This is a genomic window from Nocardioides iriomotensis, from assembly GCF_004168035.1.
Taxonomy (GTDB): domain Bacteria; phylum Actinomycetota; class Actinomycetes; order Propionibacteriales; family Nocardioidaceae; genus Nocardioides_B; species Nocardioides_B iriomotensis.
The window spans coordinates 24833-50738 of the sequence record NZ_SDPU01000009.1 but is presented as its reverse complement, the minus strand read 5'-3'; the positions used below and the strand labels follow the sequence as shown (position 1 = coordinate 50738).

The window sequence follows — 25906 nt, the reverse complement described above, 5'->3', positions numbered from 1 at the left end:
CTTTCGGGCCCAGATCGCCAATCGCAAGGCCTGCGACTGGCCCACTCGGGTCATTGCGTGCGTGTCTTGCCGCCGCGAACCTGAACGTAGAAGCCGCTGTACTTCATCGGACGGGGGAGCCATGGCGCAGCCACGAGTGCGTTTGACCGTTGATGTTCGGCTGAAGCAGGGGGTCCAGGCAGCGCAGGCTGTTGGCGTCGCCATCGAACTGAATTACGTCGCCCACATCGAAGCAGCAGGCGGGGGTAACGGCGGCGAAGATCAGGTCCGTGCTGTGACCCGGACTGGCGGTGCCGAAACGTCGACGATTTCCAGCACCGTTCGAGGTGAGCTCGATGCCAATGGTCGCGGATCGATCATTGTCGAGGACGCGGCCCCGGGGTCCGCCGCAGCCCTCAATGTGTTGGACCGAACTGGACGTGTTGCAGCATCTAAGCCCGTGGGAACGCCCACGGCCGACGGCTCTATCCTGGTTGACCTGGACGCGAATGACCTCGCTGCTGCCACTTCCAGCCTTCCCCAGCCGGCCGCCGGGCCGGACACGATGGAACGAGTTGGTGTGTTCGCCGCGACGAGTGACCTCGCCTACCCGTTCTCACTCGCGACCTTGGTGCTTGCGCCGGTGAAGGATGCCGCCACCTGGAGCGCGCTTGGCTTGGACAAGCTGTTCCAGTCGAACACCGCCCGCACCACCACGATCGTGTGGGTCAACACCGACCAGACGCAGGCGCCCGCTGCCGCCGCATGGGAGGGCGCCACTGTGGGTGTCGATGGCCGGTTCCGCCACCGCTTCATGTCCGAGACGACCTCCGGCTGGCTGTGGTGGCTCATCGGAACACGCGGCGCCATCGGTTTCGTGACCGATGATCTCTCCAAGCCACTCCGCACGCCGCTCATCGTCACGCTGCCTGTCTTCCCTGAACCAGCCACAACCAGCGGCACAGACACAGTTACTGCTCCAGGGCGCACACCGACCGCCACCGACGACGCCGAACTCGCCGACAACCCACAGGTCTTCACCGAAGACCCCGGTGAGTACTGCCGACCGTTCTCCAACCCGGAACGCATTCTCAGCGAGCGAGCGTTCTTTACCATCCTTCGCACCGAACAACCGGCCATTGGCGCCGAGGGCACGGTCCGAACGGGTGCCCTGCCCGTCGTTGACGTCATCCATCCAGTTGCAGTGCCGCCGCGGCCCCGTAACCCACGCGGCCCGCGCGGCATCGTCAGCCGCATCGCACGAGTGGCAACCTCGGCGCGCAGCCGCCTGAGCGCGCTACCGGAGCCCAGCCTCCTATCAACCCTCACCCCCGAGTTCGGCATTCACTCGCTGCCCAAGCCGTACCTCGACTTCCTCTCCAAGTTCAGCCGAGGACGATCCGCGCTGGACGGCGACCACCCACTCGACTGGGAGGGGGACGCGGCCCGCTACCAAGCCGTCACCGTGGCGCGCGGGCACATCATCGAGTTCCGCGTGCGATGGCGGTCCAACGGCTACTCCCTCGGGAATGTCGCCAAGACCCTCACGCTCACACCCCGACAGGTCAAGCGCATCCAGAAGATCGAATGGGAACGACTCGAACGCAGCCGCCGCACCGAGGTCACCGAGGTCACCGAACGGGTCTCTGACGCCACGAGTCGAGAAAGAGACTACGAGAACGCGGTCCGCGGCAGCCTCTCCGAGTGGGCGCGCGGAGAGAGCCATTCCGACGTCACGGCCGCCGCTGGTGGCGCCGGGTTTGCACTCCCCGGTTTCGTCATCGGCGGAGGCGCCGCCCACAGCAACGCGAGCAGCTCATCTGAGCAGCAGGGCGGCAGGCGCACGTCTGCCAGCGAAGAGCAACGACTCCGCGACAGCATCCGGCGCTTCGGAGACTCCCTGCGACGCCAGGAGAGCACCGTCGTCAACGAAGTCGCACAGGAAGAGACGGTAACCGGCACGACCGAAGTCGTGCGCAACCCGAACTACGCGCACTCGCTCACTGTCATCTACCACCAAATCCTCCGGCACCTGAAGGTCACCACCGAGTTCGCGGCGGTCAGGGAGTGCGTGTTTGTCCCGCTGGCCGTCAAACCGTTCACCATCCCGCGCGCCTACCGCTGGCGCGACACACTCGCTACCGGGCTTCAGGACCGCCGGCTCCAGCCGGCCCTCGACAACCTAGGTGACGTCTTCACTGGCTTCGCCTACTCCAGCATCGTGGCCGGGCGCCGCTCCGACCAGCCCGTCCGGCACGTCCACGGGTCGCTGTACGTCGACCTCGCCGTCGAACGCCCCAAGGACAAGGAAGACGACAAATTCGACGATGAAGCCTGGGCAGTCCTCCGCGTCTTCCTGCCGCTGCCCGCCATCGCCATTCACGCGCGGCTGCTCGAACAGGCGCGGGCCGTCCGGGACCGCCTGTTCCAGACCGAACACGCCCCCGGAATTGCGGCCAACTGGGCGAATACTCTCACCCTCAAAGTCGGCAACCAGCCGCTGTTCGCGGACTTCACGCTGGCTAGCCGCTACTCGTTCAACCGCACCGTTCGCATCGACTTCTCCGCACCCATCCCTCCCGGCACAACGCTGACGCGTGAAAGCCTCGCCACCTTGCGCGTCGACGCCACCCAAGGCCTCACGCCCGGCTCCGTCGCCAACCTTGTCCGTATCTCCTTCACCTACCAGACCGACACCTTCGAGCGCACCGTCGCCGTTCAACAAGGCGCCCTGGACCTTATCCAGCCCCTCACCGGCGCCGTCGACGCGAGTGGCGCGACGGTCAGCGCCCCGCCGACAGCCTGGGAACGTGTCGACCTGCGGGCCCAGATCACACGCTCCGTGCAAGAACTCGTCCAGCACCTTAACGAGCACCGCGAGTACTACCACAAGCTCATCTGGTGGACGATGGACCGCGACCTGCTCTACATGATGCTCGACGGCTACTACGTGCCTGGCACCAACGGCGTAAGCCTGGCATCCGTTGTCGAACGCGAGCCAATCGCAATCATGGGAAACGCCCTGGTGTATCGAGTTTCCGCCGGGTCGTTCCTTGGCATGCCCGGTGTCGACACCCCCGCCAACCTGCACAACTACTACGCACAGCAACAAGCCGTCAGCGAACCCCTTTACCTTTCCCTGCCCACCGACGGCCTCTACGCGCAAACCGTCATGGACGAGTGTGAGGCGCTCGAGGAGCACTACGGGTCGACCGACTGGGTCCTCGCGGACCCCGACCCCGCCCTTGCCGACCTCCCACCTGAATTGCTCACGTCGCGGCGTGCCGAACCCCAAGGAACCACGCCAACCGCGTTCCCGGCGACCCTCATCAACCTGCAGAACGCCCCCGAGGCTCCCGCCCCAGCCGGCCTGTCCGAGGTGCTCGGGGCGCTCACCAACGCCAACGCGTTCCGTGACATGGCCGGTCTCGCCGGTACCCAGGCAAACGCACGCGCGGGCCTCGAAACTGCGGCGTCCCTGGCGACCACGTTCGGGAACAAGGCAGCAGAGCTCAAGCTCGCAGAACTGGCCGCACAAGAACACGCCACCAAGACCGCAGACCAGAAGCTCGCGTCCATCGACCGGGCCAAGCAGAAGCAGCTCGTCACACCCGAGCAGGCCACCGAGCAAGCCCAGCACGTCCTCGAAGAGATGCACACCACGCCCCGGCCGACACGACCGCACCAAGAAGAAGCCATCGTCGACGCGATCCACGCCGCCCGCATGCAACCGGGCAGCACCATCGAAGCCAGCACTGCTGAAGGTGAGGTTCGTGTCGCGTTCGGTGACGGCGAGCCACTCGACGAGGCCGCCGGTCCGGCCTTCGGCGACGCCGACATCATCCTCGCCAGCGGAGGAGGCGGCCGGAAGCCGGTGGAACACATCATCGTCGCCGGCGGTCCCAGCAACTTCTACAACGGATTCGGCAAAGACATCGAAACACCGGCGGGCAGCGGGTCATTCACCTTCACGCTGAACACGGCCCCAACCAACATCGCCGGAGTCGCGGCCTTCTGCAACCCCAACCAGGGCAACATCACCCACGACCTGTACTGGGCGAACTTCATCGAATCGATCCCGCGCCTGTACAGCAACAAGATCGCCAGGCTCGCCGACGGCGACATCCTCACCATCCTCGTCTACTACCCGCCCTACGCGGCGCGCTCGGAACGAGACTGGGCTGCGTCCCCATGGAACACGATGAAGTGGCTCGGCTCCCCGTGGGTGGCAAACAAGGACCCCTACGACCCGATGGTGCGGCGCACCGAACAAGGCAACATCCCGGTCATCGCACGTCCAACACCTGCCAGCGCACCCAAACGGCCGTCCACGGCCTTCGTCAGCCAAGCGGTCAATGAGGAACGCATCGACCACGAGATTCTCATGCGCACCACGACGGAAGCGCTTCGCCCCGGGCAAACCTACGAGGCACGCCCGCACGACCCAGACATGTGGCTCACCCGCCTCCACGACCTGCCCCGCCTCATCGTGCACGGCAAGACCCTCGGCGGACCCGCAAAGGTTCCCAACGTCCTCGTCAAGCTGCTCATGGTCACCGACCCTGGCCAGATCCTGTCCTACCTGACCCTCGGCCAGTTCACCGGTGAACACTGGCGGCACCTGCTCGACAAGCACGACGAGGAAGACATGGGCGGGGGAGGACCGACCGCCACCGACCGCACCGGCACTTGGTACGACTGGTACACCCGCATGCCCTCTCGCAAGGCCCCCTCGCAATGGCAGATGCCCCAGATAGACCGCGCCCAAGTCAAGGTCAAGCGGCTCGACTACTTCGGACACTCCAACGACGACAGCTGGTTCCTCCAGTACGGCTGGGAGAACAAGAAGGGCGACGCGAACGAACCAGCCGGCGAAGTCGTCATCACTACCGCCGACCTCGACGCGGCCCTCTCCGCCGCACCCTCAGCGGTGTTCTCCGCGAACGGGAAAGCGCACCTGTGGGGCTGCTCACTGGGACTCGCCATGGCCCCGACGCTGCGCAAGTATGTGGACGTCGAAGCATCCGAAGAACTCACCGACTACGAAAGCCTCGTCCTGAACCCCATCAACATGCCAACGCCCGTGGCCGGAGGCTGGAAGCAATACGCCAAGCCACCCACGCCCGTCCGTATCTGAACGGCCCCGGACTCAATCGCAGGCCTGGTTCCACACCGCGCCCCCGCGCGTCCGTAGCCAGTCGCGCATAGCTTCGGTGCGCCGACCAATGCGGCAATGAGGTGGTCCCCTTTGGGCGCATGACATTGAGTGACGGCCTGCGTTCATCCGCCGCGTCGGGACACGCAGGTTTTCACTCTCATGCCGCTCTCCGGGCGGTCACCGGTTGGGCGGTTGCTGAGGAAGCTCACTCGTTGCATCAATTAAGCCGGCGCCCTGCCCCTGACCGGTTGCTGTCGATCTCAACGACCGTCTCGTGCGCGGAAGGGCTGAATCGTCGGTACGGCAAGTGGCTCTAATAGTATCGAGATTGTTGACTTACCCAGATGGTCACTCTTAGTGTCTTGCTGCCCTACGGAGGAGGTTGGCATGAGCGATCGGCGAGTGAGCCAGGTCAGCAGGCGGACGGTGCTGGCCGGTGGGATAGCCGGGGTCGGGGCGCTAGCCGCGACGAGGCCGATGATGGAGGCGGCTGCCGCCGCAGCATCGCGGCCGAACATCGTGGTTTTCCTGACCGACAATCACAACGCCGAGTCGGTGCGCGTGATGCAGACGGTGCAACGCGAGCTGGCGGACCGCGGCACCACCTTCGCGAACAGCTTCTGCACCACGCCCTGGTGTGCGCCGTCGCGGGCCACGCTGCTGACCGGGCAGTACGCACACAACCATGGCGTCGAGGGCGTCTACGAGGACAACTACGGCCAGCTGGACCACACCAACACCCTCCCGGTGTGGCTGCAGCGGGCCGGATACCACACCGCCCATCTCGGCAAGTACGTCAACCACTACGAGGAGGTCGGCAGGGCCGACCCGTCGCAGATCCCGCCCGGCTGGTCGGACTGGAACGCCTCGGTCAACACCTACAACTACTTCAACACGACCCTGAACGAGAACGGCGCGCTGGTGAACTACCAGGGTCGCTACCAGACCGACGTGTACGCCGAGAAGGGCGCCGACATCGTCCGTCGGGCCGCGGCGACGGGCAAGCCGTTCTTCACTTGGATCTGCTTCACCGCCACGCATGCCGAGCAGGGGGCGGGTGCCTACCGCGAGCCCGACGACCCGGGCACCAGCGGGCCGGGGGTGACGCCGACGGTGGCACCCCGGCACCGGGATGCGTTCGCCTCCGAGCCGCTGCCGGACGACCCGTCGTTCAATGAGCCGGACTTCTCCGACAAGCCCCGTTTCAAGCAGGACGTGCCGCTGCTCCCACCGGAGCGGCAGGCCAACGTTCGGGAGCGCTACCAGCAGCAGTTGGAGGCGCTGCTGTCGGTGGACGAGGCCGTCGGCAACGTACTCCGCGCGCTGGACGAGACCGGGCAGAGCGACAACACCCTGGTGATCTTCACCTGCGACAACGGCTTCCTCAACGGCGAGCACCGGCTCGCCGCCTGGATGAGCCAGTTTTACGAGCCGTCGGTGCGGGTCCCACTGATAGTGCGGGGGCCGGGCGTCCCGGCGGGCGTCACCCGCGGCCAGCAGGTCGCCAACATCGACCTCGCTCCCACGATCGTGCAGGCGGCCGGGGCCACGGCAGGGCTCGACATGGACGGGCGACCGCTGCAGCAGCTGGCCCGCGACCCGCGGGTCGCGCAGGGCCGTCCGATCCTGCTCGAGGTCGAACGCGTGGGGCACTCCAACACCTCGATCCACCCGCGCGGCGCCGCCGTGCGAACACGGCGGTACCTCTACGCCGAGTACGACTACGCGGACGGTGGCCGCGACGTCGAGCTGTACGACCTGGCCAGCGATCCGTACCAGCTGGACAGCCGCCACGACGACGCTGCCTACGCCGGACGGCGAACCGAGCTCGCTGCGCTGCTCCAGGACCTCAAGAGCGCTTGAGGCGCCCGGCCCGCAGCGGCCGCACCCACTCGTTGACGCTCTAGGAGACAGGTGACCGCCGAGACCCAGCCACGTCCTGGGGCAGCTCGCACCGCCGCCTCTCCGGACCGGACCGACCCGGTGGGCGAGGGTGCCTCGGCGTGCTGTGCGCCCGCGCAGGCGGTGAGCACCGCCGCCGGCGACCGGCCCCGCCTTGCCGTCGCGGGCCCGCGGTCGCTGCGCGGGCAAGTGCGACTGCCCGGCGGCAGCTTCGCGATGGGCGACGCGTTCGGCGAGGGCTATCCAGGCGACGGTGAGCTCCCCGTCCACGAGGTCCGGCTGCCGCCGTACCACCTCGACGCCATCGCGGTCACCAACGCCCAGTTCGCGACCTTCGTGAAGGCCACCGGCTACGTCACCGATGCCGAGCGGTACGGCTCCTCGGCGGTCTTCCACCTGCTGCTCGAGGCGCCCGCCGCCGACGTCCTCGGCCGGGTGGCCGCAACCCCGTGGTGGCTGGACGTCCGCCATGCTGACTGGCGTCGTCCCGGCGGTGCCGACTCGACGATCGGGGGCAAGCAGAACCACCCCGTGGTGCACGTGTCCTGGCACGACGCCCAGGCCTACTGCACGTGGGCCGGCAAGCGACTGCCGACCGAGGCGGAGTGGGAGTTCGGCGCCCGGGGCGGCCTCCAGGGGGCGCGCTACGCCTGGGGCGACGACCTGGCCACCGGTGGGCGCTGGATGTGCAACATCTGGCAGGGCGACTTCCCCCACCGCAACACCGAGGACGACGGCTTCCTCGGCACCGCCCCGGTCAAGCGGTACCGGCCCAACGGCCACGGACTGTGGAACATGGCGGGCAACGTCTGGGAGTGGTGCCGGGACTGGTTCTCCGCCGACTACTACGCCACCTCGCCCCGCGAGGCACCCACCGGCCCCGAGCACGGCGAGGCCAAGGTGATGCGCGGCGGCTCCTACCTGTGCCACCACTCCTACTGCAACCGCTACCGGGTCGCCGCGCGCTCGCAGAACACGCCCGAATCCTCAGCCGGCAACATCGGGTTCCGCTGCGCGAACGACTGACGTCCCCCGTCCGCTGGCGCGCTCACAAGCGAAACCTCGTGGCCCGATGCTGGCTTGCGTGTCCGCTGACCGATCCTGGCATAGCAACGACGCCCAAAACGGATGCAGCCGAAGCTGCCGCAGAAGACGTACCCGGCGACAAGCGGGGAATACGGGACGCGCACGGGCCGAGGCAACCGTGCGTGAGGCTGATGAATCGGTCACCGGCAGCCACGCCGCGTGGGACTGCACGGCCACAACCAGCACGACCGCCGACTTCCCGGCCAACTCGACGACTGGACCCGACCGCTACTAGGACCGGGGCGTAGGGCGGGCGTGTTGATCGACAGCCGGTACCGCCTAGGGACGGGGCACTCGTTCCATCCCAGGGGGGGCCGCGTGTCGAGACCGCATCGCCCGAGGCCTTGCCCGCCGGTCGGGGGATGATCCAGCGGGCAAGGCGGACCGATTTATCGTGCTGGTTTCGTTACGCCCCCGCCGCAACGGGGTGTTGCTCAAACGCGTCCCCATCTGCCCACCCCACAGCCATCGCCAGGTGGGTACGCCAATGCCGTTCGAAGCAGGATCGCGGGCCTCGCTGCGCCTGCGTCCTGCCGCCGCATCGAGCGCAGGCTTTCACTCTCACGCCGATGTCTGGAGAACCGGAGCGGCCGCGCTAGTCCTTCAGCCACCAGGCGAGCGACGGAAAGTTCGCGATCGAGAGGTCGCCGTCCTGGGGCAGTTGACCGGGGTAGCGGTCGTCGACCAGTACCTTGCCAAGCCGGTCGTAGAAGACGACCCGCTGCGCGCCCGGAACCTCACCGTGTGCGAGGTCGGCCGCGACTTCGGGCGTCATCTTGCTTCGGTAGGTCCACGACAGATAGCCGTGCGTTACGTCGGCCCAGGACGACACGCCGTCCGGAGCGATGATCCGGACGGCGGCCACGTTGGCCGGACGTCGGTCGTTCCAGTACATCGTGAACTCCGGGCACGCGGCGTGCTCGGCGTACCGCGCAGGCGTCTCCTCGGGCTCGCTGGCGGGGCAGTCGACCTCGAGCTGGGGCACCGGGGGGTCCGCGGTGGCGACCAGCCGGGGGTCGGACGCGCTGTCCGGTTGGTACGCCTCGACCCCGGCCACCGTCGCTGTCGGGAATGCGACTTTGGTCGAGAAGACGTTCATCATGTTCTTGACGTTGGCGTGCGGCTGGTTCCTGAACTGGCACGAGCCCCAGTACTTGCCGTCCGCGGAGAGCAGCGTCGCTACGGTCCGGTCGGCGTCGGACGACGAGCTCATCAGCCGCGGCTCGCGGCCCATCAGCCGCAGTGAGGCCGCCTCGGTCATGTAGTCGTCGCCCTCGACGTGCAGCACGTTCTCCTTGCGCAGGCACGTCGCGACGGTTTCCTCGGCGGAGACGGGGCGCGTCACGCTCTCGCCGTCCGCGGCCGGGCCCACGGTCCGGTTCACACCCAGGGTGGGCAGCATGGTGGTGCCGCCGGCGATGACCGCGATCGCTGCCACGGCCGTCAGCGAGGTGCTGGTCCGGTGGCGGAGCAGCCGGCGGCGCCCGCGCCGCAGGTCGGCGGCCGGGTCTGCAGGCGGCGGCTCCGCACCGAACGAGCGGTTCAGCAGCTCGGAGAAGTCGGTCGGGTCCAGCTCGGTCATCGGGTTCTCCTCAGGGCGGACGCGTCGACGTTCAGCGCCGAGTGCAGGTTGGCCAGACCGCGGGACGTGTGGGCCTTGACGGTGCCGGTTGAGACGCCGAGCTCGGCCGCGGTCTGCTCGACCGACAGGTCCAGCCAGTGCCGCAGCACGACCGCTCTTCGCTGCATCGGGGTCAGCTGCTGCAGCGCGGCGACCAGCTCGCTGCGGTCCTCGACCGAGATATCGGCTGCGACCGGCCGGTCGTGCTGCTCGGCGCAAGCCCGCTCGCGTCGCCACGGACGGCGGGACTCGTCGATGTTGGCGCGGACGATCACCTGACGCGCGTAGGCCTCCTCGGCCCCGGCCTTGTGGATTCGCGGCCACGCGACGTAGAGCTTGGCCAGCGCTGTCTGGACGAGGTCCTCGGCCTGGTGCCAGTCGCCGCAGAGGGCGTAGGCGACCCGTCTCAGGTGCGGGCGGCGAGCCGCGACGAAGGCGGCGAACTCCGCCTCGTTCCTGCGCATGTGTGTCCTCCTGGGTGCGACTCGACAGTCTCACCCGGAAGACGGAGCCACTCCGCTTCCGCGTTGACGTGTCCGACCGGAATCTCCAGACCCGTGTGCTGGACTGTGTCCACAGCGACCACTCGTTCAGAGCCGAGGACGAGCGGTGCTGGTTCCGGGGTCGTGCGGGCTTGACTCGGAGGCGCGTGAGCGTTGAGGACGATCACCAGGGGGCACGCACCGCTACGTGCGAGTCCTACCCATCATGGGTTCACGGAGTGCGTTCGAGGGCTTCCCGTCCGGGTCCCACCGCTCGACGGCGCCGGCAAAGTCGAGTCTTGGGTCGGCACTCAATCGGTCAGGCATGACATGGATCAACCGAGGCGGGCGAGCTCCGTGACAAGCTCCTCCCGGAGGTCGTCGTGCTCGGCCCCCAAACTGGTGGCCGGGTCGGACCAGCGGCCGGCGTCGTACTGCCCGACCGGCCCGTGCGCGAACTCGCCCTCCCAGGAGTAACGCGGCCAGACGTGGGCGTGCAGGAACGCGTCGTGGTTGCCCTGGATCTCCAGGTTGATGCGCCGGAAGTCCGCGTCGCGCCGCCCGCAGACGTTCTCCACCGCCTCGGCGAGCCGCTCCGCGCCGGCCAGGAACGCGAGGCGCCGGTCCCGGGGAAGGTCGGTGAGCCGGTCCGCTCCGGGGGCGTCGCTGATGAAGACGCAGTAGCCCGGCAGGAACTGCACGTCGCCGATCACCGCGAACCCGGCGTCGAGCCGAGCCAGCACGGTGGGGTTCCCGCCACGCAGCGCGGAGCCAACGCGGTCACGCTTCCAGTCCTCAGGCTCAGTCACGGGAGAGGATCCTGCCAGGACGGCCTCAGTCCCCGACATCCGGCTCGAGGAACGCCCGGAGCCCGCGACCCACTGCCAGAGCGCCGCATGCTCATGCCTCGGGCGGGAGGTTCGTCAGGGAGTGCTGGACGCGCTGGACTGGAATCTGGGCATTGCGGACGAGGGGACCGCTGAGTAGTCGAGCAGGATGGCCCGGTGGCCTGGTGTCGGCCGCAGAACCACGTCGTTGTCCCGAACCGTGGCGCTCAACGCGCGGTGGGCCGCGGCGAGACCTGTCCTCGCGATTGCTGCGATCAGGCCGCTGGCGCCGATCACGGGAAAGCGGCGGTCGGCGACGCGGTGGATGTGGCCGAGTGACTGGGTCAGGGTGCGGTCATCGACTGCGGCGATGGCTGGGCGCAGGACGATCGCACCAAAGACGTCGGTGCCGTATACGACAGCGTTGGCGAGGATCGCGAGACCGGCGAGGCTCTCGATGAGCATGGGCATCAGTTGGTCTCCTTGCGAGTAAGCATGCGGTGGACGAGGTCCAGCCGAGCTTGCGCCTGGGCAGGGCGGAGGCGTCCGCCGGCTTGGAGGGTGGCCAGGCCGTGCATCGCCGACCAGGCGACCTCAGCTCGGGTGCCGTCGGCGTCGGGAAATGCTTCGCGAAGACGCGAGAACGCATCGTGGAGTGCGTCTGGTGTGTCTTCGGCCGCGAAGTGCAGTCCTGTGGGTAGCGAGAACATCGCCTCGTACACTCCGGGGTTTGCGGCCGCGAACTCGAGGTAGGCGCGCATCCGCGGCATGGGCGAAGCGTCCACCTTCGCAAGAGCCGCGGCCATGTCCGCGAAGCCGTTGATTGCTACCGCGTCGACAATTGTCTGTCGACTGGCGAAGGCCGAGTAGAGCACGGGTTGGGTGACGCCGAGCTCTCCGGCGAGGCGGCGCATCGTGACAGCGGCCCAGCCATCGGCTTCGGCGATGTCTCGGGCGGTGCGGATGACCTGCTCGCGTCTGGCGTTGAGGTCTGGGGCTGGGCGGGGTGCCATGAGCCTAGGTTAGCATTGTTAGATAACAATGCTAACTTTCGATCATCGAAAGGTGCTCCCATGGAAATCGCAGCACTGTTCGTCGCAGTCATCGGCTGTGTCGCCATCATGGTCCTCGGCATCCGCTTCCTCTTGACGCCTGAGCGTGCGACCCTCGACTTCGGCGTCGCGGCTGACAACTTCCGCGCGCTCACCTCGATCAAGGGCGTCCGCGATGTTGCCTCCGGCGTCGTGGTGCTTGTGGCCTGGGCAGCCGGCGACCGCGAGGTGCTCGGCTGGGCGCTCATCGCCGCAGCCATCACTCCGATCGGCGACGCCATCATCGTGCGCACCAACGGCGGGAGACTCGCCACCGCACTTGGCATCCACGGGCTCACGGCCGCGCTGCTAATCGCAGCAGGCTTCGTTCTGGCGTCGGGCTAAACAACCCCAGCGATCGAGCACGAGCGTGGACCTTGGAGCCGGCGCGTCGTCGCGCCGGTGGCGATTCAACTCACGACAACAGAACCCGCGGAGGCGGGGCCCCTGGTCGGGCTCCGCAGTCAAAGCACGAACTTTGGGGCGCGCCGCGCAAAGCAGCGGCACACGCTCCATGAGCAGCGCGGACGCCTCCGGGTCGTACAAATCCTTCGGATGAACCTTGAGCGGTCCAGCGCGGAAACCGGAAACCGTCGGGTCCGGGTTGTGGCGGCAAGCCCAAGTGGGTTTGCTGGAAGGTCCCCCCAACCCGTCTTCCAGAAGGAGGATCGATGGATTACTCCGCGCAGTTCGAGGAGCTTGAGAAGAGGGCTGCCGAAGGGCTGGCGTCGGTGAAGAGCGCGGCGACCGAGTCGCGCGCCCAGCTCCGACAGCGCATCGACGAGGCTCAGGTCCAACTGGACCTCGCCGGGAAGGACGCCCACGACAAGGCCACCGCGGCCGGTGACAAGGCCCAGAGCAAGTGGGCCCAGATGCGGGCCGACGCATCGGCCAAGATGGACGACGTCAGGTCCAAGGTTGACAAGCGGTCTGACCAGTTGGACGCCAAGATGGCCAAGCACGACGCCGAGTGGGCCGAGATGGAGGCTGAAGACGCGGTGAGTTGGGCCGTGTGGTCGATCGACAACGCCCGGCTTGCCGTCCTCGACGCCATTGACGCACGCGTGTACGCCGATCAGCGCATCGCAGCCACCAAGGCCTGAAGCGCGCATCCGACCATTCCTCACGCGCCGCCCGAGCCGATCGGGCGGCGCTCCGCTAAGGCCGCAGATGGCGTGCGACGCTGCGACTGTCCGCTCATACCGCAGACAGTGTGCGCGTGCAGTACAGCTAACCGAGGGACTGAGTCGTCGCGCGGGTGCGCGCGACGCGTCAAGGGAGCGATTACGTCGAGCGTTCGTTAGTCAACAGACAAGGCCGCGAGACCATGTGACCGCCGCCGCGCGGTCCTTGGCGAAACGTGGGCCGTTCTCCACAGATTCGCAGTGACACCTTGCGCCTCGGCCAGTGTTGGGATGACGTGGTGCATGCCTTCCATCCTGTCGGCGCACTGCGGCAGTCTGCAGGATGTCTCGGGAACGGGGAAGCCACATGAATCGAATTAGGACGGCAAGAGCGGAGCGAGGTTGGTCGCAGTCGCGATTGATCTTCGAGCTCGAGCAGGCGGCAGCTCGTCGGTCGCTTTCCATCCCAAACCGTCAGACGATGAAATCGAGGATCTCGCGGTGGGAGAACGGCCACGCCGCGCCGGACGAGTTCTATCGGCAGCTATTGCGCGAGGCATTCGGACTGGACGACCGCGAGCTCGGGCTAGAGGAGCGGTCGGACGACGAACCGACTGCGGCGGATGACCTGCGTATGCGCCTGCTGTCGGCCCTGGAGTCAGATGGCTGCCTGATCGAGGCACTCAGGTCTCAGACCGATGCCATCCGGATCCAGGATCGCCAGTTCGGTGCCGGCCTGCTGCTCGAGGTGGTTCGCGGGCACGTCGCCAGCATCGACCAGCATCTAGGTCATGCCGTGTTCGAGGTGAATCGCCGCGCTCTCGCCGAGCAGCTGGCCGACGCGGGTGCGCTGGCGGGATGGCAGGCCCTCGATGTGGGAGGTCTTGATCAGGCATGGCGGTTCTTCGAGCTCGCGAGCGCGGCGGCGCTGCGCGCAAACGACTTCTCTATGTTTGCCTTCGCGCGGCTCGAGCAGGCGCACATCGTCCACGAGCTGGCGGGGGCGCACGTAGCGGCCAGGCTGGCTGAGTCGATCTGGACCGAGACCCGGCGACGCGTAAGTGAGCCGGTCCGGTGTTGGATGGCCGCCGCAGTCGCAGAACTGCAGGCGGAGGAGGCCCCGGCCTCGAGTCGGCGCATGCTGGCAAAGGCCGAGTCGCTGGTCGACGCCACCGACAGCGCGCCGGCGTACGTCGTGCTTGACCGTGCGCACCTCTCGCGGTGGCGGGGCCACACCCTCGTCCAGATGCGCGACCCTGCTGCCGAAGCCGTGCTGCTCGAGGCTGAGTCGGAGATGCATCCCAGCTTCATCCGCGCGGCTGCATCTCTTAATCTTGACCTAGCCGCTGCGCAGCTCCAGCGGGGAGGCAAGGACGAGGCCGCGGAGCGCTCGCAGCGAGCGACAGAGCTCGCTCGGCGCGTCGGCTCTCGGCGGATCCTGGCCAGGCTGGAAGCGTTACGCGTCGCGTCGTAACACCAGCAGGTGAAGCAGCGCCACCAGGGTGGCGCCGTCGCGGATCTGACCGTCGCTGATCAACGGCAACAGCGCCGACAGCTGGATCCAGTCGACCTCGGCCGCCTCCGTTCGGTCGGTCGGCGCACCGATCAGGTCAGCGCCTCGTCCCGACAGGACGTCGTGCGGGCTGTCGGCGATGCCGATCGCTGGCTGAAACGAGAGCGACAGCTCGAGACCGCGAGGTCGCCACCCTGTCTCCTCCTCGACCTCGCGCAACCCGGTGTCGATCGACCGCTCGCCGGGCTCGACGATGCCCACCGGGACCTCCCACCCCCAGCTGTCGTCGATGAACCGATGTCGCCGGATCATGAGGACTCGCTCGCCGACCTCGTCGAGCACTACGGAGACTGCGACGCGCTGCATCCGGACAACGTGGTGCTCGAAGGCCTCGCCGCCCGGCGGCGTCACCTGCACCAGCTGCAGGTCGAGCCAGCGACTGCTGTAGAGGGACCTGCTTGTGCCGGTGACCCACTCGGCGTCCGTCTCGCCGCGATCACTCATGCTGCGAACGTACCCCGACCGAAGGCGTCGTGATGGGTTGCTGCGGGTGGCCCGGGCGACGACAACCGCAGACGGCTACCAGACGAGACCTCCGCGGTCGAGCGTGAGCCCATGACAGCACCTACCGACAACAGAACGCTGAACCCGCTTCAGGAAGCCCGCGGCCTGCTCGCGGACCTGGCCGAGCAAGCCCCCGGACTGCTGACACCGGATGACCACATGTCGGTCCTCCTGGCGATGGACCACTTGGAGCGAGCGGGACTCGATGTCTGGGGGCCTCCTCCTCCGCCAACGCGCATCCGTTGCGCGGCGTCCACGCTCGGCACCGTCGCCGCCGACCTCGAGGTCGTGCTCGAGGACGTGACCCGGTTCCGGGTGCTGAGCTTGCCAGTCGGGTTCGCCGCTCACTTCGTGGCACGAGCGAGGGCCGACTCATGACGTACGGCGAGCATCGGGATCGGACCTACTCGGCGCTGAGCTGGCTGCTGAGCAACGGCGCGCCCACCAGCGACAGTGACAGGGCGGAGCTCCTCGCCTACCGAGGCGCAGTCGTGGCCGCGGCACACCAGCTGAGCTACAGGGCGGTGCACGGTGCCGACCCGTTGCTCCGCAGCTACCCCCCGCGACAGCGGGTCGACCTACGTCGGGTGGTGATCAGTGCACCGATCGTCCTGGTGGGAGAGCTCGCCGGCTACCCACGGCTGACGCCGGAGGCTTCAGCGCTGATGGATGCCCTCAGTCGAACGACGACCTCGCCACACCTGCGCGCCTGGGCGGAAGCAGCGAGGCATTGGACGGTTGCAGCTGAGACCCTGCTCGATCGAAGCGAGTGGACGGGCAACCCGAGTCAGGCCTGGTCGGTGATCGCGGACGTTGCCGACGTCTCCGAGGCCCTCTCGCTCCTTGACCGTGACCTGGTTCCGCTCGCAAGCCGCGAGGCATCCTCCAGCGTCGACTTCTGGGAACGCAATGACCGGCTGAGGCTCATGTCTCGCTACGTGGCGACGCTCGCGGAGAGCGGGCAGAACGACGACGCCGTCGCCCACCTCGACCGCCGTTCCCGGTCGACGCGCACGCTCGCAGTGAGCCGTCCACGTGACCTGGAAGCGGCATTAGAACGGCTGGTCGAGGTCGTCGAGCGGCGACCCTTCAGCGCCGCCGAGCTCCGCTCGTTCGCCCTGGCTCAGGCCGTCTTCGCCCGGAGGTGTGGGGACCTCGTCAACCCAACCCACGAGACACTCGTGGAGTCCCTGAGTCGCCGGTTCGACGCCTACCGAATGCTGGCGGCGAGTACCGCCCGCGTGGGCAGCATCAACCGGCCCGGAGGCATGGCTGCTCTCGCCCAGCTCAACGAGATCGCGCTGGGCGTCAGCCGCTTCGCGCGCACCGAGCCGCTGGCAGTCACCGGCCAGATCGCGGCGCTCGAACCCCACCAGGCAGCGATCGGGCGGGCGCTGGGTCGGTCCGTCGTCCATGCGGTCGCGAACGGTAGCTATCTCGTTCTCGACGAGAGCGCCACTGAGGTCGCGTGGCGCCGCGTCAGCCCGACCGAGTCACCCCGGATCGTGAGCGCCTCATCTGATCTCGCCCAGAAGAGCGCCATGGATCTCGGCTTCGCATCTAAGCGCGTCGAGGCGGTCGGCGGTGTGGAACCTGACCCCATGTCGACTGCTGCAGAGCGGCAGACATCCGTGTTGAGACGACGTCTGAATGAACAGGGCTTCCGTCGCTCGTCGGCACCCAACAGGACACTGCGCGCCTGACGGGTCCGTGGCCGTCCCATCGCCCGACGAGGGCGGTGGGGCGGCCTTGTACGTCCCACCGTGCGGTAGTTCGGGCTGGGAGGGGACACAGCGGCAGAGCATCTGCAAGAGGTGTGTGCCTCCGGGTCGTTCACCGTTTCGCAGCGGCGACTTCCCGATGCCTTCTTGCTGTGGTTCTCTGGGGGCAGGAGGCGAAGACCCATGGCTCGGGACCAAGGTGACGCAGTGAGGCGACCTGATCGGGTCGTGATCGTTGACGCGGACGATCCCCTCACCGAGATCCAAGGCGAGTTCGTCTGGCTCGAGGAACACCAGCGCGCCATCTCGGCTGCGAGGGAGAGCGCCTATGCCGAGGGGTACGCCGCCGGCCGCGCGACCATTGACGATGTACGGATGTACGTCGTGCACCGCGGACGTCGCCGCAGTCTCTTGACGATCGCCATGGTCTCGGCACTGGCCCTCATCGTCCTTCTCATGCTGCCTGTTGTCCTTCGCTGACGGGCTCTGCGAGCCGCTCCCGTAGCGCGAGGTTGTCGCGTGCCCCGCAACCCGCGGCACCTTCCTGCGCCGCGTGAACCCGGGTTGCCTGGAGGCGGATGCCAGGCCGGGGCCGGCCCGAGCTGCACCGGGATCGCCGAGCCGGGTTATCCACAGTCGCCGAATTGGTGGTCGGCACAAAGCCGATGAGGCGGCATGGTCGATACCAGTCCCAGGTCCACGAACGGGAGCCAAGCATGACTCGGGTTGATGCTGCAGCAGAGCACATGGTGCTCAGCGCCCGAGCCATGGTCGGCCATCTGCGACGGACCTTCCACACGCAGAGGAGAACCGCCATGGCACCGATCCCCCTTGTCGACATCCGCCCCGACCCCGGGAAGCTCCCCGGCAATAACGTCATCCAACAACTCGCCGACGGTCTCGCCGGCTGGGCACTCTGGGGCTCGCTCTTCGCGCTGTTGATCAGCGCTCTGGTCTGGGGCCTCGGGTCGCACAGCGGCAACTACCACGCAGCAGGCCGCGGCAAGACCGGCGTGCTCATCGCAGGGGTCACGGCCCTGCTCGTCGGCGCGGCACCGGCTCTCATCAACTTCTTCAACGAGCTCGGTCAGAGGGTTTGACCGCGATGCTCCTCGCGCTCGAGCCGGTCCCCTTGCCAGAACAGCCGACCGCAAGAGGCTGCTCATGGTGGGACCTCGTCTGCCAGGGTGGCGAGCAGCTCGCCGACAGCGGTCTCTCCGCCATCACCAGCAGCATGAGCAACGGCCTGGTCGCGTTGTTTGGGCAGATCACGAAGATCGTCGATGAGTCGACGAGGGTCCCTCTCGCCGATCCCACCTATCGCGACACCTACTACGGGTTCGCCGCGCTGGCGGTTCCGGTGGTGAGCGTCGTGTTCCTCGCGGCCCTCATCTCGTCGGCGCTGCGGCGAGACGTCCGAGCGCTGAGCCGCGCCGTCGTCGGGACCGGCGTGGCTGTCATCGGCGGGTCGGTGTACGTCGTCTTCGCCCAATTCCTGATCGCGCTGGACGACTGGCTGGCACACGGGATCGTCGCGGTCACGGGCGCCGACTTCGGAGTCCAGATGGCCGACCTGAACTCCAAGTTCGAGTCGATGGGTGCGAGCGGCTCTATCGCCGCGAACGCCCTGATGCTCATCCTCATGGGCGTTGCACTTGTGGCAGGCGTCGTTCTCTGGATTGTCCTCCTGCTACGGAAGATGGCGATCCTCGTCGTCGTTGCGTTCGCGCCGTTGCTGATCGTGGGATGGCTGTGGGCGCCGACGCGGCCCTGGTCGAGGAAGGCGACGGAGGTCCTCGTCGCCCTGGTCTTCGCCAAGACTGTCATCTACATGATCTTCGCGATCGGGATGAGCATGCTGATCCGTGGCGACCAAACGCTCTCCGACTTCGTCGGGGTGATCGTCCTGCTGTGCGGGGCGTGCTTCGCACCGTTGGTCACGCTTAAGCTCGTCCACTTCGCGGCCGACTCACACCTGGCGAGCGACATGGTCGGCACCATGCGCGCCGGGGCAATGCCGACTGCGCGCAGGGTTGTCGGCAGCACCGGGTCATCGCCGGCTCAACGCCATGTGATGGCGCGTGACTACGCGTCCACGGCACGAAGGTCTACCGCCACGGGTGCAGGATCACGGATGCCCGGACTCGGCGGCCATGCCGCCACCCCGACCGCGGCGGGTGCGTCACCCGCGGCTGCCGGTTCATCGACCGGCGCGGCAGGGGGAGCGGTCGCCGGCGGAGTGGGGGTGGCCGTGGTCGCTGGCGCGAAGCTGGCCCGCTCGGCAGCTTCCGTTCCGACACGTGTCGCCAAGTCGATCGCCACGTCGGGCGCTGGGGACAACACGGCGGCACCTCCGACCGTCCACGGTCCCAGCAGCCAGGAAGGAGCCCATCGTGAGCGGCACGACGGACAGTGAACCGACGTACCTCTTCGGCCCACGCGATCGGCGAACACTTCTGCTGGGGCTGCGGCTGTCGCAGATCCTGCTGCTGGCCATGGGCGCAGCGACGATGCTGACCGGACTGCTGCGGGGTGGTTCTGTCTGGACGGCGCTGGGTGTGAGCGCCCTGGTCATCTCTGCCATGCTCGCATTTCTGCCAGTCCAGGAACGTCCCCTCGTCGATTGGCTCCGCCCCGTTCTGAACCATGCCTACGGGCGGATCACGGGACAGGCGACATATCTGGGAGGCCCGTGGGCCCTGCATGCGCCGACGGGCGGCCTCCGGCAACTGCGTCTGCCCGGGATCGCTGCGCGGTGCTTGGTCCGATGCTTCGACGTCGGACGAGGCGAGGTCGCGATCATTCGGCAAGGCTCCCGATGGACAGCGGTCCTACAGGTCACGGCGCCCGCCTTCCCTCTGGCGGACCGGGGCACTCAGGAAGGACGGGTGCAGGCCTGGGGTTCTCTGCTCGCCCAACTGGGCCAGGAGGGTTCACGGATTGCCTCGTTCCAGTGGCTGGAGCGCACGATCCCCGACACGGGCAAGGGACTCACGGACTGGTGGAGTCGGCACGGCGACCCCGACGCACCAAGCGCTCGCTCGTACGAGCAGCTCATCGCGAACGCCGGGCCGGCCGCAACCAAGCACGAGACGTTCGTCGCCGTCACGATCGACGAGCGTCGCGCTCGACGAGCAATCCGCTCCTCCGGTGGCGGGCCAGATGGCACTGCACGCGTCCTGGCACAGGAGCTCGCGTGGGTCGAGTCGGGCCTGCAACGCAGCGATGTCGAGGTTCAGGCCTGGCTCGGTGCCGCCGAGCTAGGTCGACTCATCCGGACGCAGTACGACCCCCAGGCCAGCCATCACATCGACCGCCGAGGCGCCGACGGGTTGGGCACAGGAGTCCACCTGCGCGCAGCCGGGCCGATGGCCGCCCGCGCGGAGTTCAGCCACTACCGAACTGACTCCGGGTTCCATGCCGTCTACTGGGTGGCGTCATGGCCGCGCATGCAAGTCCAAGCGGCCTGGCTCTATCCGCTCCTGGTCCTTGGAGGTGTCCGGCGCACGATCTCGGTAACCGCTGAGCCAGTCCCGCAGTCCAAGTCGTTTCGCGAGGTTCGGAGCGCCAAGGTGCAGAAGCTGACGGACGAGGCGCAACGCGACCGATTCGGCCAGGTCGACTCCGCTCTCGACCACGAGGAGCACCAATCCCTGCTGAGGCGTGAGCGCGAGCTCGTCCAGGGCCACGTCGAGTATCGGTTCACGGGGTACGTGACTGTCTCGGCAGTCACGCGCAGCGAACTCGAAGACGCTTGCGCCCAGGTCGAGCAGGCAGCCGTCCGCAGTGTCCTCGAGGTTCGCCGCATCTACGGCGAGCAAGACCAGGCATTCGCCGTGGCGGCGCTGCCACTCGGACGGGGATCTGATGAACGACCGGCCCTTGCCGCAGCTCACTACGCGGCACGTGCGACACACAGAAGCGCCACCACCCTGGGTGCGCGAGAAGCCAGTGAATCCAGGTGCAAGACGACGCGCCGACTCCCGCGAGACCCGTGCGGCCCGTCGCCTCTCGCGACAGAGGCGCCACAGGGAACACCTTGGGATCTCACTCTCCGTTTGCGGGGAGCCTCGTGCGAACGCCGGCCGTGTCCTTCTTCCCATGCAGCTCCCGGTCCACCGCGCCACCACGGCCAACCTGCAGGCCCTGTACCCGTTCGTCGTGGAGACCGGTCTCGGGTCCGAGGGATGCTACGTAGGACGCGAGACAGGATCGGGCGCCTCCTTCGTCTATGACCCGTGGCGCCTCTACAACACGCAGGCCATCACCAACGCCAACATCCTGCTCGCGGGCGTCCTGGGGCGAGGGAAGTCAGCTCTCGCCAAGACCATGGCATTCCGGCTCGCCGCCTTCGGGGTCCGCACCTACGTGCCCAGCGACCCGAAGGGGGAGTGGGGCCCCGTCGCCGAAGCCCTGGGAGCGCGACCGCTCGTCCTCGGTCGAGGAATGGCCACACGGATCAACCCGCTTGACCCGGGGCGACGGCCATCGGGCATCGACGAGCCGACGTGGGACCGCGAGGTGCGCGCACGCCGGATCTCACTGCTGCAGGCCCTGACTGAGACTGGGTTGGGACGGCCGCTCCGCCCCGTCGAGCGCAACGCGCTGTACCTCGCGCTGGATCGGGTCGCCCAGTCGGAGGCTGACCTCGAGCGCCGACGTACGCCCGTCCTCCCCGACGTCGTTGACGCCCTCATGAATCCCACGGCCGAGATGGCCAGGGCGATCGGCATCAGGTCCGGCGCCGAGCTGGCGGCTCAGGCGCGCGATGCTGCTCTCGAGCTGCGCCGCCTGGTCGTGGGGGACCTGGCCGGACTCTTCGACGGACCGACGACACACCCGCTCGAATTCGACGCGGCGATGCAGGTAGTGGACACCTCACGCCTCGCGGGTGACGACACTGCCGTGGCCCTGCTCATGACCTGCGCCTCGGCCTGGATGGAGGCGGCGATCGCGGATCCCTCGTCCGGGCGTCGCCTGGTCGTGTACGACGAGGCGTGGCGGATGATGAGACTGCCCGCATTGGTACGACGCATGCAGGCGCACTGGAAGCTGTCACGTGCGTGGGGCATCTCGAACGTCGCGGTCATCCACCGGCTGAGCGACCTCGGAGCCGTCGGCGACGCCAACAGCGAAGCCGTCGCGCTGGCGCGGGGCCTCCTGGCTGACTGCTCTACCCGGATCGTCTACGCGCAGGAGACAGATCAGCTCGCCTCGACCGCGTCGCAGCTGGGGCTGACGGATGTCGAGGCCAGCCTCCTGCCCAACCTGCCGATCGGCCGAGGACTCTGGAAGGTGGGTCGCCGCTCCTTCGTAGTCGATCACCTGCGGTCCCCAGAGGAAGCCGACCTCGTCGACACCGATATGCGCATGCGATGACCGCAGCACATGACCGGAACCGATCGAGCGGCACAGACATGGGCCTGTTGGCCGTCGTCACGTGCCTGGCGCTCGCGTTCGTCGGCGCCGCGCAGATCTGGGCCACCTCGGTCCTCGCGGGCAGAGAAGTGACGGTGACGGCTCGCACGGCCCTCGCCTTCTGGGCCGAACTCCTCGCGGGCGGCTCAGCCAACTCGGCCTGGGAGGCGAGCTTCCACCGTCCGGCTCCACCCAGCTGGCTGTTCACAACGACTGCCTTGGTGGCGATTTCGCTCTGCATTGCGCTCGCTTGGGTAGGCCTCAAGGTTGCGAGCGAGCGTCAGACCGGCACCTCTGAGGGGGCCAACTGGGCGACCCGACGCGAGGAGTCCGCGCTCGTCGTTACCCGTGACACGGACGCTCGCCACTACCGCCTGGTCGCAGGCATCAGCACCTTGTCACGGCGTCTCCTTGCCGGGGAGGACTGCGTCTCGGCCGTGGTCTTCGGACCGAACGGATCAGGGAAGACCGCCGGGCTCGTCGTCCCGAACACGCTTGAGTGGTCGGGAAGCGTCGTCATGACCACCGCAAAACCCCAGGACCTCGACGCTGTCGTCGCGGCAAGAGCAAGGATCGGCCCGGTCTGGATCATTGCTCCCGGCGGCGCGCCGGGACGGCCCACAGCGTCGTGGTCCCCGGTCGACTATGCGACAGACGCCGATGCGGCTGACCGCATGGCCGGGTGGCTGGTCGACTCGTCGGGCATGACCGGCGATCCTCGAGCGCGACCGTGGAACGCCCAGGCACGTAAGTACCTGAAAGGTCTCCTTCTGGCCGCCCGGTTGTCGGGCCGAGGGATGGCGGGCTTCGTTGAGTGGGCCTACGACGGTGAGTTGGCCAGCGAGCACGTCAGCCAGATCCTCGCCGAGCACGGCTACGTCGATGTCCTGCGTGAGTACCGATCCACGTGGCGCATCCACGAAGAGGGGAAGGGGTCCGTCATGTTCACGGCCTTCGGTCTCGCCGACACCTACAACCGCCCCGGCGTCATGCAAGCCACGACGCGAAGCGACTTCAGCGCGGACGACTTCTTCGGGTCAGCGCCCGCGACCCTGTTGCTGGTCACGCCGCAGTCGGACGTCGAACGCTTCACGCCGTACTTCACGTCACTGATCTCCTCGATCGTCCACGCGGCTGAGCAGCACGCGGCTGCGCTCGGCGGACCTGTGAACCCCCGTCTGCTGCTCGCCCTGGACGAGGCCGGCAACGTCTTTCGCTACCCGCGGCTTCCGCACCTCCTCACGACGGCGCGGGGCAACGGCGTGCAGCTCCTGCTTGCGTACCACGACATCGCGCAGATCGAACACCTCTTCGGCGGCCGCGATGTGGCCCGCACGATTCTGTCCAACGCCAAGCTGCGGATGCTGCTGCCCGGTGTCGGAGACGTCGAGACGCTGCGCTACTTCAGCGATCTCCTCGGGCAGACGGCGGTGGCCGTGACGTCCCACCAGACCGGCCCGGACGGACGACGCTCGAGCGCCCAGTCGGAGCACCACGAGCCACTCGCGCCCATCCATCGCCTGCAGCAGCTGCCGCGCGGGCAGGCCCTGCTGCTCTACGAGAACCTGCCGCCAGCGAAGGTGAGGCTGCGCTTCTGGTTCAAGGACCGCGGACTGCGTGACCTGCACCAAGACGCCTCCCAAGGCCGAGGAGACGTCGCGTGATTGAGATCGTTAACCGAGCCACCGGGCAGCTCCTCGATGCCGACTCGATACCGGGACTGGCTGAGATCGCGGCACTTCACGACGAGCAGATCCTCGAGCTGCGGGACCTGATCGAGGGTGACAGTGCCGGAGGCTCCGCGCCTCGCGGACCCGGCTCCCGGCCCGTGGTCTGGGCCCAGCTGTCTGCACGCGAGAGTGCGCAGACCTGGGAGGCACTCGCTGCCTGGGTGGGCTGGCTGAGAGGTCGCTATCCGTTGGCTCAGAAGGTGCCACCGTGTTGGTGGCGACACCCGGAGCTCGTCGAGGAGCTGACCGCGCTCTGGCTCTCCTGGCGTGAGGCGTACGTCGAGAAGGGTGCACCGCTGAGCGCTGGCGCCGACTGGCACGGGAGGTGGCTACCCGAGGCGGTCCGACGCATACGTGCCGGCGGCTGGAACATCGGCTGCGAGGGCGAGCACCGACCTGTCGTGGAGAACCTTTACGACGGCCGCTCCGTCGACGACCGTCCCGCATTTCAAGCAGCAATCACAGGGACGACGCAGACCCATGGAGGAGACAACATGCCTACCGATGACCTCGCGCGCGCTCTCGCCGAGGGTCGCGCGAAGCGGCTCGGCGAACTGCCCGGGACGCCGGTTGAGCTCGACGGCGCCTTCTGGGTGGAAACCGAATCGGGGTGGACGCAAGTCGAGGACGACGAGACCGTCATCTTCCTGCGCGACGCGCAACAGAGGTTGAAGCTCGCCACGGGGGATAGACGAGACGAGGACGGGCGATGAACCTCCAACAGGCGGCGGAACGAGCTGTCGTCGGAGGTCTCCTGAACGAGCCCGCCCGCTACGACGAGGTCGCCTCCTGGCTCGAGGCCACGGACTTCGACGGCGTTGCTGAGTTCCAGGCATTTGGGGCGATTACCCGGCTGCGGCGACGTGCGGCGGACATCTCGGCCGAGACCGTCGAGGCGGAGGTCCGGGAGGACGTCAGCCCGGGTACTCAGGTTGCCGACGCCGCGCACCTCGTCAGCGTCATGCAAGAGACGCCGGAGGCATCGCGGGTCGCCGTCTACGGTCGCATGGTGCTCGAGATGTCGATCCGACGTCGGGTCTCGACGGAAGCGATCGGCCTGCGCCAACGTGCCGAGAAGGCCGACACCACAAACGAGTTGAACCTCGTCTTCGCACACGTGGACAGTCTCCGGCGGGGTGTTGAGGATCTGCACAAGCGGGAGACGGAGGCAGCGCGGTCCCACAGTGTCGCGCCCGCCGTGCTCGAAGGGCTCACGACCCTGACTCGCTTCCCTCGCTACGAGCACAGCATCGTCGAACGCGACGCGATCCTCGCCCTTGTGGATCATCCCGCTGCGATCGGCAACGTGGCCAAGTGGCTGCGGTCAGGTGACTTCGGAGACGAAGAGGCCGGCAGCCTTTTCGGAGAGCTCGTCGTACTTCACGACGCCGGCAACCCCGTCGACCGCATCACGCTGGCGTGGCGGGCCGCCAAGGTCGGGATCGAGGGCCCCATCTCGGACGGCCTCGTCGCTCGCCCGGTTGCGCCGACGGTCGGTCGGGCGGAGTTGGTGGCGCGGCGTGTGCTCGAGCAGTCCGTAAAGAGTGCTGTCATCGCGACCTCCGAAGAGCTCGAACGCGCAGCCGATGACCCGTCGCTCAACACGACGAGCCATGCGTACGCTCGGCTCAACGCGCTCTGGCCACAACAGCGCCGCCTGGTCAAGGCCCGCGTGTCCCTCGCGGAGTAG

The 25906-nt window shown here is 67.7% G+C and carries 22 protein-coding genes; 16 read left to right on the top strand and 6 right to left on the bottom strand.

The genetic code is table 11. From position 1 onward, the window contains the following. Nucleotides 1-121 precede the first annotated feature (121 nt). The 3 genes from ETU37_RS02160 (at nucleotide 122) to ETU37_RS02150 (ending at nucleotide 8065) form a co-directional block, all read left to right on the top strand. Nucleotides 122-5116 carry a hypothetical protein gene (locus ETU37_RS02160; RefSeq protein ID WP_129985237.1) on the top strand — a complete coding sequence of 1665 codons (4995 nt, stop codon included), beginning with the start codon at nucleotides 122-124 and terminating at the stop codon, nucleotides 5114-5116. Between the two features lie 408 nt (nucleotides 5117-5524). After that, the gene (locus tag ETU37_RS02155; protein WP_129985236.1) at nucleotides 5525-7000 is read left to right on the top strand and encodes a sulfatase family protein; all 1476 of its coding nucleotides are present in this window, start codon (nucleotides 5525-5527) and stop codon (nucleotides 6998-7000) included. 162 nt (nucleotides 7001-7162) lie between these two features. Further along, nucleotides 7163-8065 carry a formylglycine-generating enzyme family protein gene (locus ETU37_RS02150; RefSeq protein ID WP_240755483.1) on the top strand — a complete coding sequence of 301 codons (903 nt, stop codon included), beginning with the start codon at nucleotides 7163-7165 and terminating at the stop codon, nucleotides 8063-8065. A gap of 655 nt (nucleotides 8066-8720) precedes the next feature. Here the strand turns inward: ETU37_RS02150 and ETU37_RS02145 are convergent. From ETU37_RS02145 to ETU37_RS02125, 5 genes are all read right to left on the bottom strand, one after another. Further along, nucleotides 8721-9707, bottom strand: coding sequence for a hypothetical protein (locus tag ETU37_RS02145; RefSeq protein WP_129985235.1), 987 nt, complete (start codon nucleotides 9705-9707; stop codon nucleotides 8721-8723). Further along, on the bottom strand, nucleotides 9704-10210 hold the full coding sequence (locus ETU37_RS02140) for a SigE family RNA polymerase sigma factor (RefSeq protein WP_129985234.1): 507 nt from the start codon (nucleotides 10208-10210) through the stop codon (nucleotides 9704-9706). Before ETU37_RS02140 ends, ETU37_RS02145 begins: the two co-directional genes overlap by 4 nt. Nucleotides 10211-10563: 353 nt before the next feature. Beyond that, a complete protein-coding gene (locus ETU37_RS02135) occupies nucleotides 10564-11037 on the bottom strand; it encodes an HIT family protein (protein WP_240755482.1) in 474 nt (157 codons plus the stop codon). A gap of 114 nt (nucleotides 11038-11151) precedes the next feature. After that, nucleotides 11152-11526, bottom strand: a complete 375-nt coding sequence (locus tag ETU37_RS02130; RefSeq protein WP_129985232.1) for a hypothetical protein — start codon at nucleotides 11524-11526, stop codon at nucleotides 11152-11154. Next, nucleotides 11526-12068, bottom strand: coding sequence for a TetR/AcrR family transcriptional regulator (locus tag ETU37_RS02125; RefSeq protein ID WP_129985231.1), 543 nt, complete (start codon nucleotides 12066-12068; stop codon nucleotides 11526-11528). Before ETU37_RS02125 ends, ETU37_RS02130 begins: the two co-directional genes overlap by 1 nt. A 60-nt stretch (nucleotides 12069-12128) precedes the next feature. Here ETU37_RS02125 and ETU37_RS02120 point away from each other — a divergent pair, with 60 nt between their 5' ends. The 3 genes from ETU37_RS02120 to ETU37_RS02110 all read left to right on the top strand — a co-directional run bounded on the left by ETU37_RS02120 (nucleotide 12129) and on the right by ETU37_RS02110 (nucleotide 14744). Beyond that, a complete protein-coding gene (locus ETU37_RS02120; RefSeq protein WP_129985230.1) occupies nucleotides 12129-12491 on the top strand; it encodes a DUF4267 domain-containing protein in 363 nt (120 codons plus the stop codon). Between the two features lie 326 nt (nucleotides 12492-12817). Next, entirely contained in the window at nucleotides 12818-13249 is a 432-nt protein-coding gene (locus ETU37_RS02115; RefSeq protein ID WP_129985229.1) for a hypothetical protein, read from the top strand. A gap of 439 nt (nucleotides 13250-13688) precedes the next feature. After that, complete coding sequence (locus ETU37_RS02110; protein ID WP_129985228.1) at nucleotides 13689-14744, top strand: NsdA family TPR-like regulatory protein; 1056 nt, start codon at nucleotides 13689-13691, stop codon at nucleotides 14742-14744. Here the strand turns inward: ETU37_RS02110 and ETU37_RS02105 are convergent. Continuing rightward, on the bottom strand, nucleotides 14727-15287 hold the full coding sequence (locus ETU37_RS02105) for an NUDIX hydrolase (protein ID WP_129985227.1): 561 nt from the start codon (nucleotides 15285-15287) through the stop codon (nucleotides 14727-14729). The genes ETU37_RS02110 and ETU37_RS02105 overlap by 18 nt on opposite strands. 111 nt (nucleotides 15288-15398) lie before the next feature. On the opposite strand from ETU37_RS02105, the gene ETU37_RS02100 reads away from it, so the two are divergent. From ETU37_RS02100 to ETU37_RS02055, 10 genes are all read left to right on the top strand, one after another. Next, nucleotides 15399-15725, top strand: coding sequence for a hypothetical protein (locus ETU37_RS02100; RefSeq protein ID WP_129985226.1), 327 nt, complete (start codon nucleotides 15399-15401; stop codon nucleotides 15723-15725). Then, nucleotides 15722-17050 carry a hypothetical protein gene (locus ETU37_RS02095; protein ID WP_129985225.1) on the top strand — a complete coding sequence of 443 codons (1329 nt, stop codon included), beginning with the start codon at nucleotides 15722-15724 and terminating at the stop codon, nucleotides 17048-17050. Before ETU37_RS02100 ends, ETU37_RS02095 begins: the two co-directional genes overlap by 4 nt. 246 nt (nucleotides 17051-17296) lie before the next feature. After that, nucleotides 17297-17548: a hypothetical protein gene (locus tag ETU37_RS02090; RefSeq protein ID WP_129985224.1), complete on the top strand. Its 252-nt coding sequence runs from the start codon at nucleotides 17297-17299 to the stop codon at nucleotides 17546-17548. A gap of 335 nt (nucleotides 17549-17883) precedes the next feature. Beyond that, the gene (locus ETU37_RS02085; RefSeq protein ID WP_129985223.1) at nucleotides 17884-18168 is read left to right on the top strand and encodes a DUF6112 family protein; all 285 of its coding nucleotides are present in this window, start codon (nucleotides 17884-17886) and stop codon (nucleotides 18166-18168) included. 5 nt (nucleotides 18169-18173) lie between these two features. After that, nucleotides 18174-19484 (top strand): TrbL/VirB6 family protein, encoded by a 1311-nt coding sequence (locus ETU37_RS02080; protein ID WP_129985222.1) that lies wholly within the window; start codon nucleotides 18174-18176, stop codon nucleotides 19482-19484. Next, entirely contained in the window at nucleotides 19369-21303 is a 1935-nt protein-coding gene (locus ETU37_RS23930; protein WP_420819093.1) for an SCO6880 family protein, read from the top strand. The genes ETU37_RS02080 and ETU37_RS23930 overlap by 116 nt, the downstream gene beginning before the upstream one ends. Then, nucleotides 21230-22447 carry an ATP-binding protein gene (locus ETU37_RS02070; RefSeq protein WP_420819092.1) on the top strand — a complete coding sequence of 406 codons (1218 nt, stop codon included), beginning with the start codon at nucleotides 21230-21232 and terminating at the stop codon, nucleotides 22445-22447. Before ETU37_RS23930 ends, ETU37_RS02070 begins: the two co-directional genes overlap by 74 nt. Next, on the top strand, nucleotides 22444-24150 hold the full coding sequence (locus tag ETU37_RS02065) for a type IV secretory system conjugative DNA transfer family protein (RefSeq protein ID WP_129985219.1): 1707 nt from the start codon (nucleotides 22444-22446) through the stop codon (nucleotides 24148-24150). Before ETU37_RS02070 ends, ETU37_RS02065 begins: the two co-directional genes overlap by 4 nt. Continuing rightward, entirely contained in the window at nucleotides 24147-24929 is a 783-nt protein-coding gene (locus ETU37_RS02060; protein WP_129985218.1) for a DUF4913 domain-containing protein, read from the top strand. The genes ETU37_RS02065 and ETU37_RS02060 overlap by 4 nt, the downstream gene beginning before the upstream one ends. After that, the gene (locus ETU37_RS02055) at nucleotides 24926-25906 is read left to right on the top strand and encodes a DnaB-like helicase N-terminal domain-containing protein (RefSeq protein ID WP_129985217.1); all 981 of its coding nucleotides are present in this window, start codon (nucleotides 24926-24928) and stop codon (nucleotides 25904-25906) included. Before ETU37_RS02060 ends, ETU37_RS02055 begins: the two co-directional genes overlap by 4 nt.

What these genes read in the sequence shown, in the direction of transcription:
- ETU37_RS02160 (WP_129985237.1), top strand. Translation starts at nt 122, where the DNA reads ATGGCGCAGCCACGAGTGCGTTTGACCGTTGATGTTCGGCTGAAGCAG.
- ETU37_RS02155 (WP_129985236.1), top strand. Translation starts at nt 5,525, where the DNA reads ATGAGCGATCGGCGAGTGAGCCAGGTCAGCAGGCGGACGGTGCTGGCC.
- ETU37_RS02145 (WP_129985235.1), bottom strand. Translation starts at nt 9,707, where the DNA reads ATGACCGAGCTGGACCCGACCGACTTCTCCGAGCTGCTGAACCGCTCG.
- ETU37_RS02140 (WP_129985234.1), bottom strand. Translation starts at nt 10,210, where the DNA reads ATGCGCAGGAACGAGGCGGAGTTCGCCGCCTTCGTCGCGGCTCGCCGC.
- ETU37_RS02130 (WP_129985232.1), bottom strand. Translation starts at nt 11,526, where the DNA reads ATGCCCATGCTCATCGAGAGCCTCGCCGGTCTCGCGATCCTCGCCAAC.
- ETU37_RS02125 (WP_129985231.1), bottom strand. Translation starts at nt 12,068, where the DNA reads ATGGCACCCCGCCCAGCCCCAGACCTCAACGCCAGACGCGAGCAGGTC.
- ETU37_RS02120 (WP_129985230.1), top strand. Translation starts at nt 12,129, where the DNA reads ATGGAAATCGCAGCACTGTTCGTCGCAGTCATCGGCTGTGTCGCCATC.
- ETU37_RS02115 (WP_129985229.1), top strand. Translation starts at nt 12,818, where the DNA reads ATGGATTACTCCGCGCAGTTCGAGGAGCTTGAGAAGAGGGCTGCCGAA.
- ETU37_RS02105 (WP_129985227.1), bottom strand. Translation starts at nt 15,287, where the DNA reads ATGAGTGATCGCGGCGAGACGGACGCCGAGTGGGTCACCGGCACAAGC.
- ETU37_RS02100 (WP_129985226.1), top strand. Translation starts at nt 15,399, where the DNA reads ATGACAGCACCTACCGACAACAGAACGCTGAACCCGCTTCAGGAAGCC.
- ETU37_RS02095 (WP_129985225.1), top strand. Translation starts at nt 15,722, where the DNA reads ATGACGTACGGCGAGCATCGGGATCGGACCTACTCGGCGCTGAGCTGG.
- ETU37_RS02085 (WP_129985223.1), top strand. Translation starts at nt 17,884, where the DNA reads ATGGCACCGATCCCCCTTGTCGACATCCGCCCCGACCCCGGGAAGCTC.
- ETU37_RS02080 (WP_129985222.1), top strand. Translation starts at nt 18,174, where the DNA reads ATGCTCCTCGCGCTCGAGCCGGTCCCCTTGCCAGAACAGCCGACCGCA.
- ETU37_RS02065 (WP_129985219.1), top strand. Translation starts at nt 22,444, where the DNA reads ATGACCGCAGCACATGACCGGAACCGATCGAGCGGCACAGACATGGGC.
- ETU37_RS02055 (WP_129985217.1), top strand. Translation starts at nt 24,926, where the DNA reads ATGAACCTCCAACAGGCGGCGGAACGAGCTGTCGTCGGAGGTCTCCTG.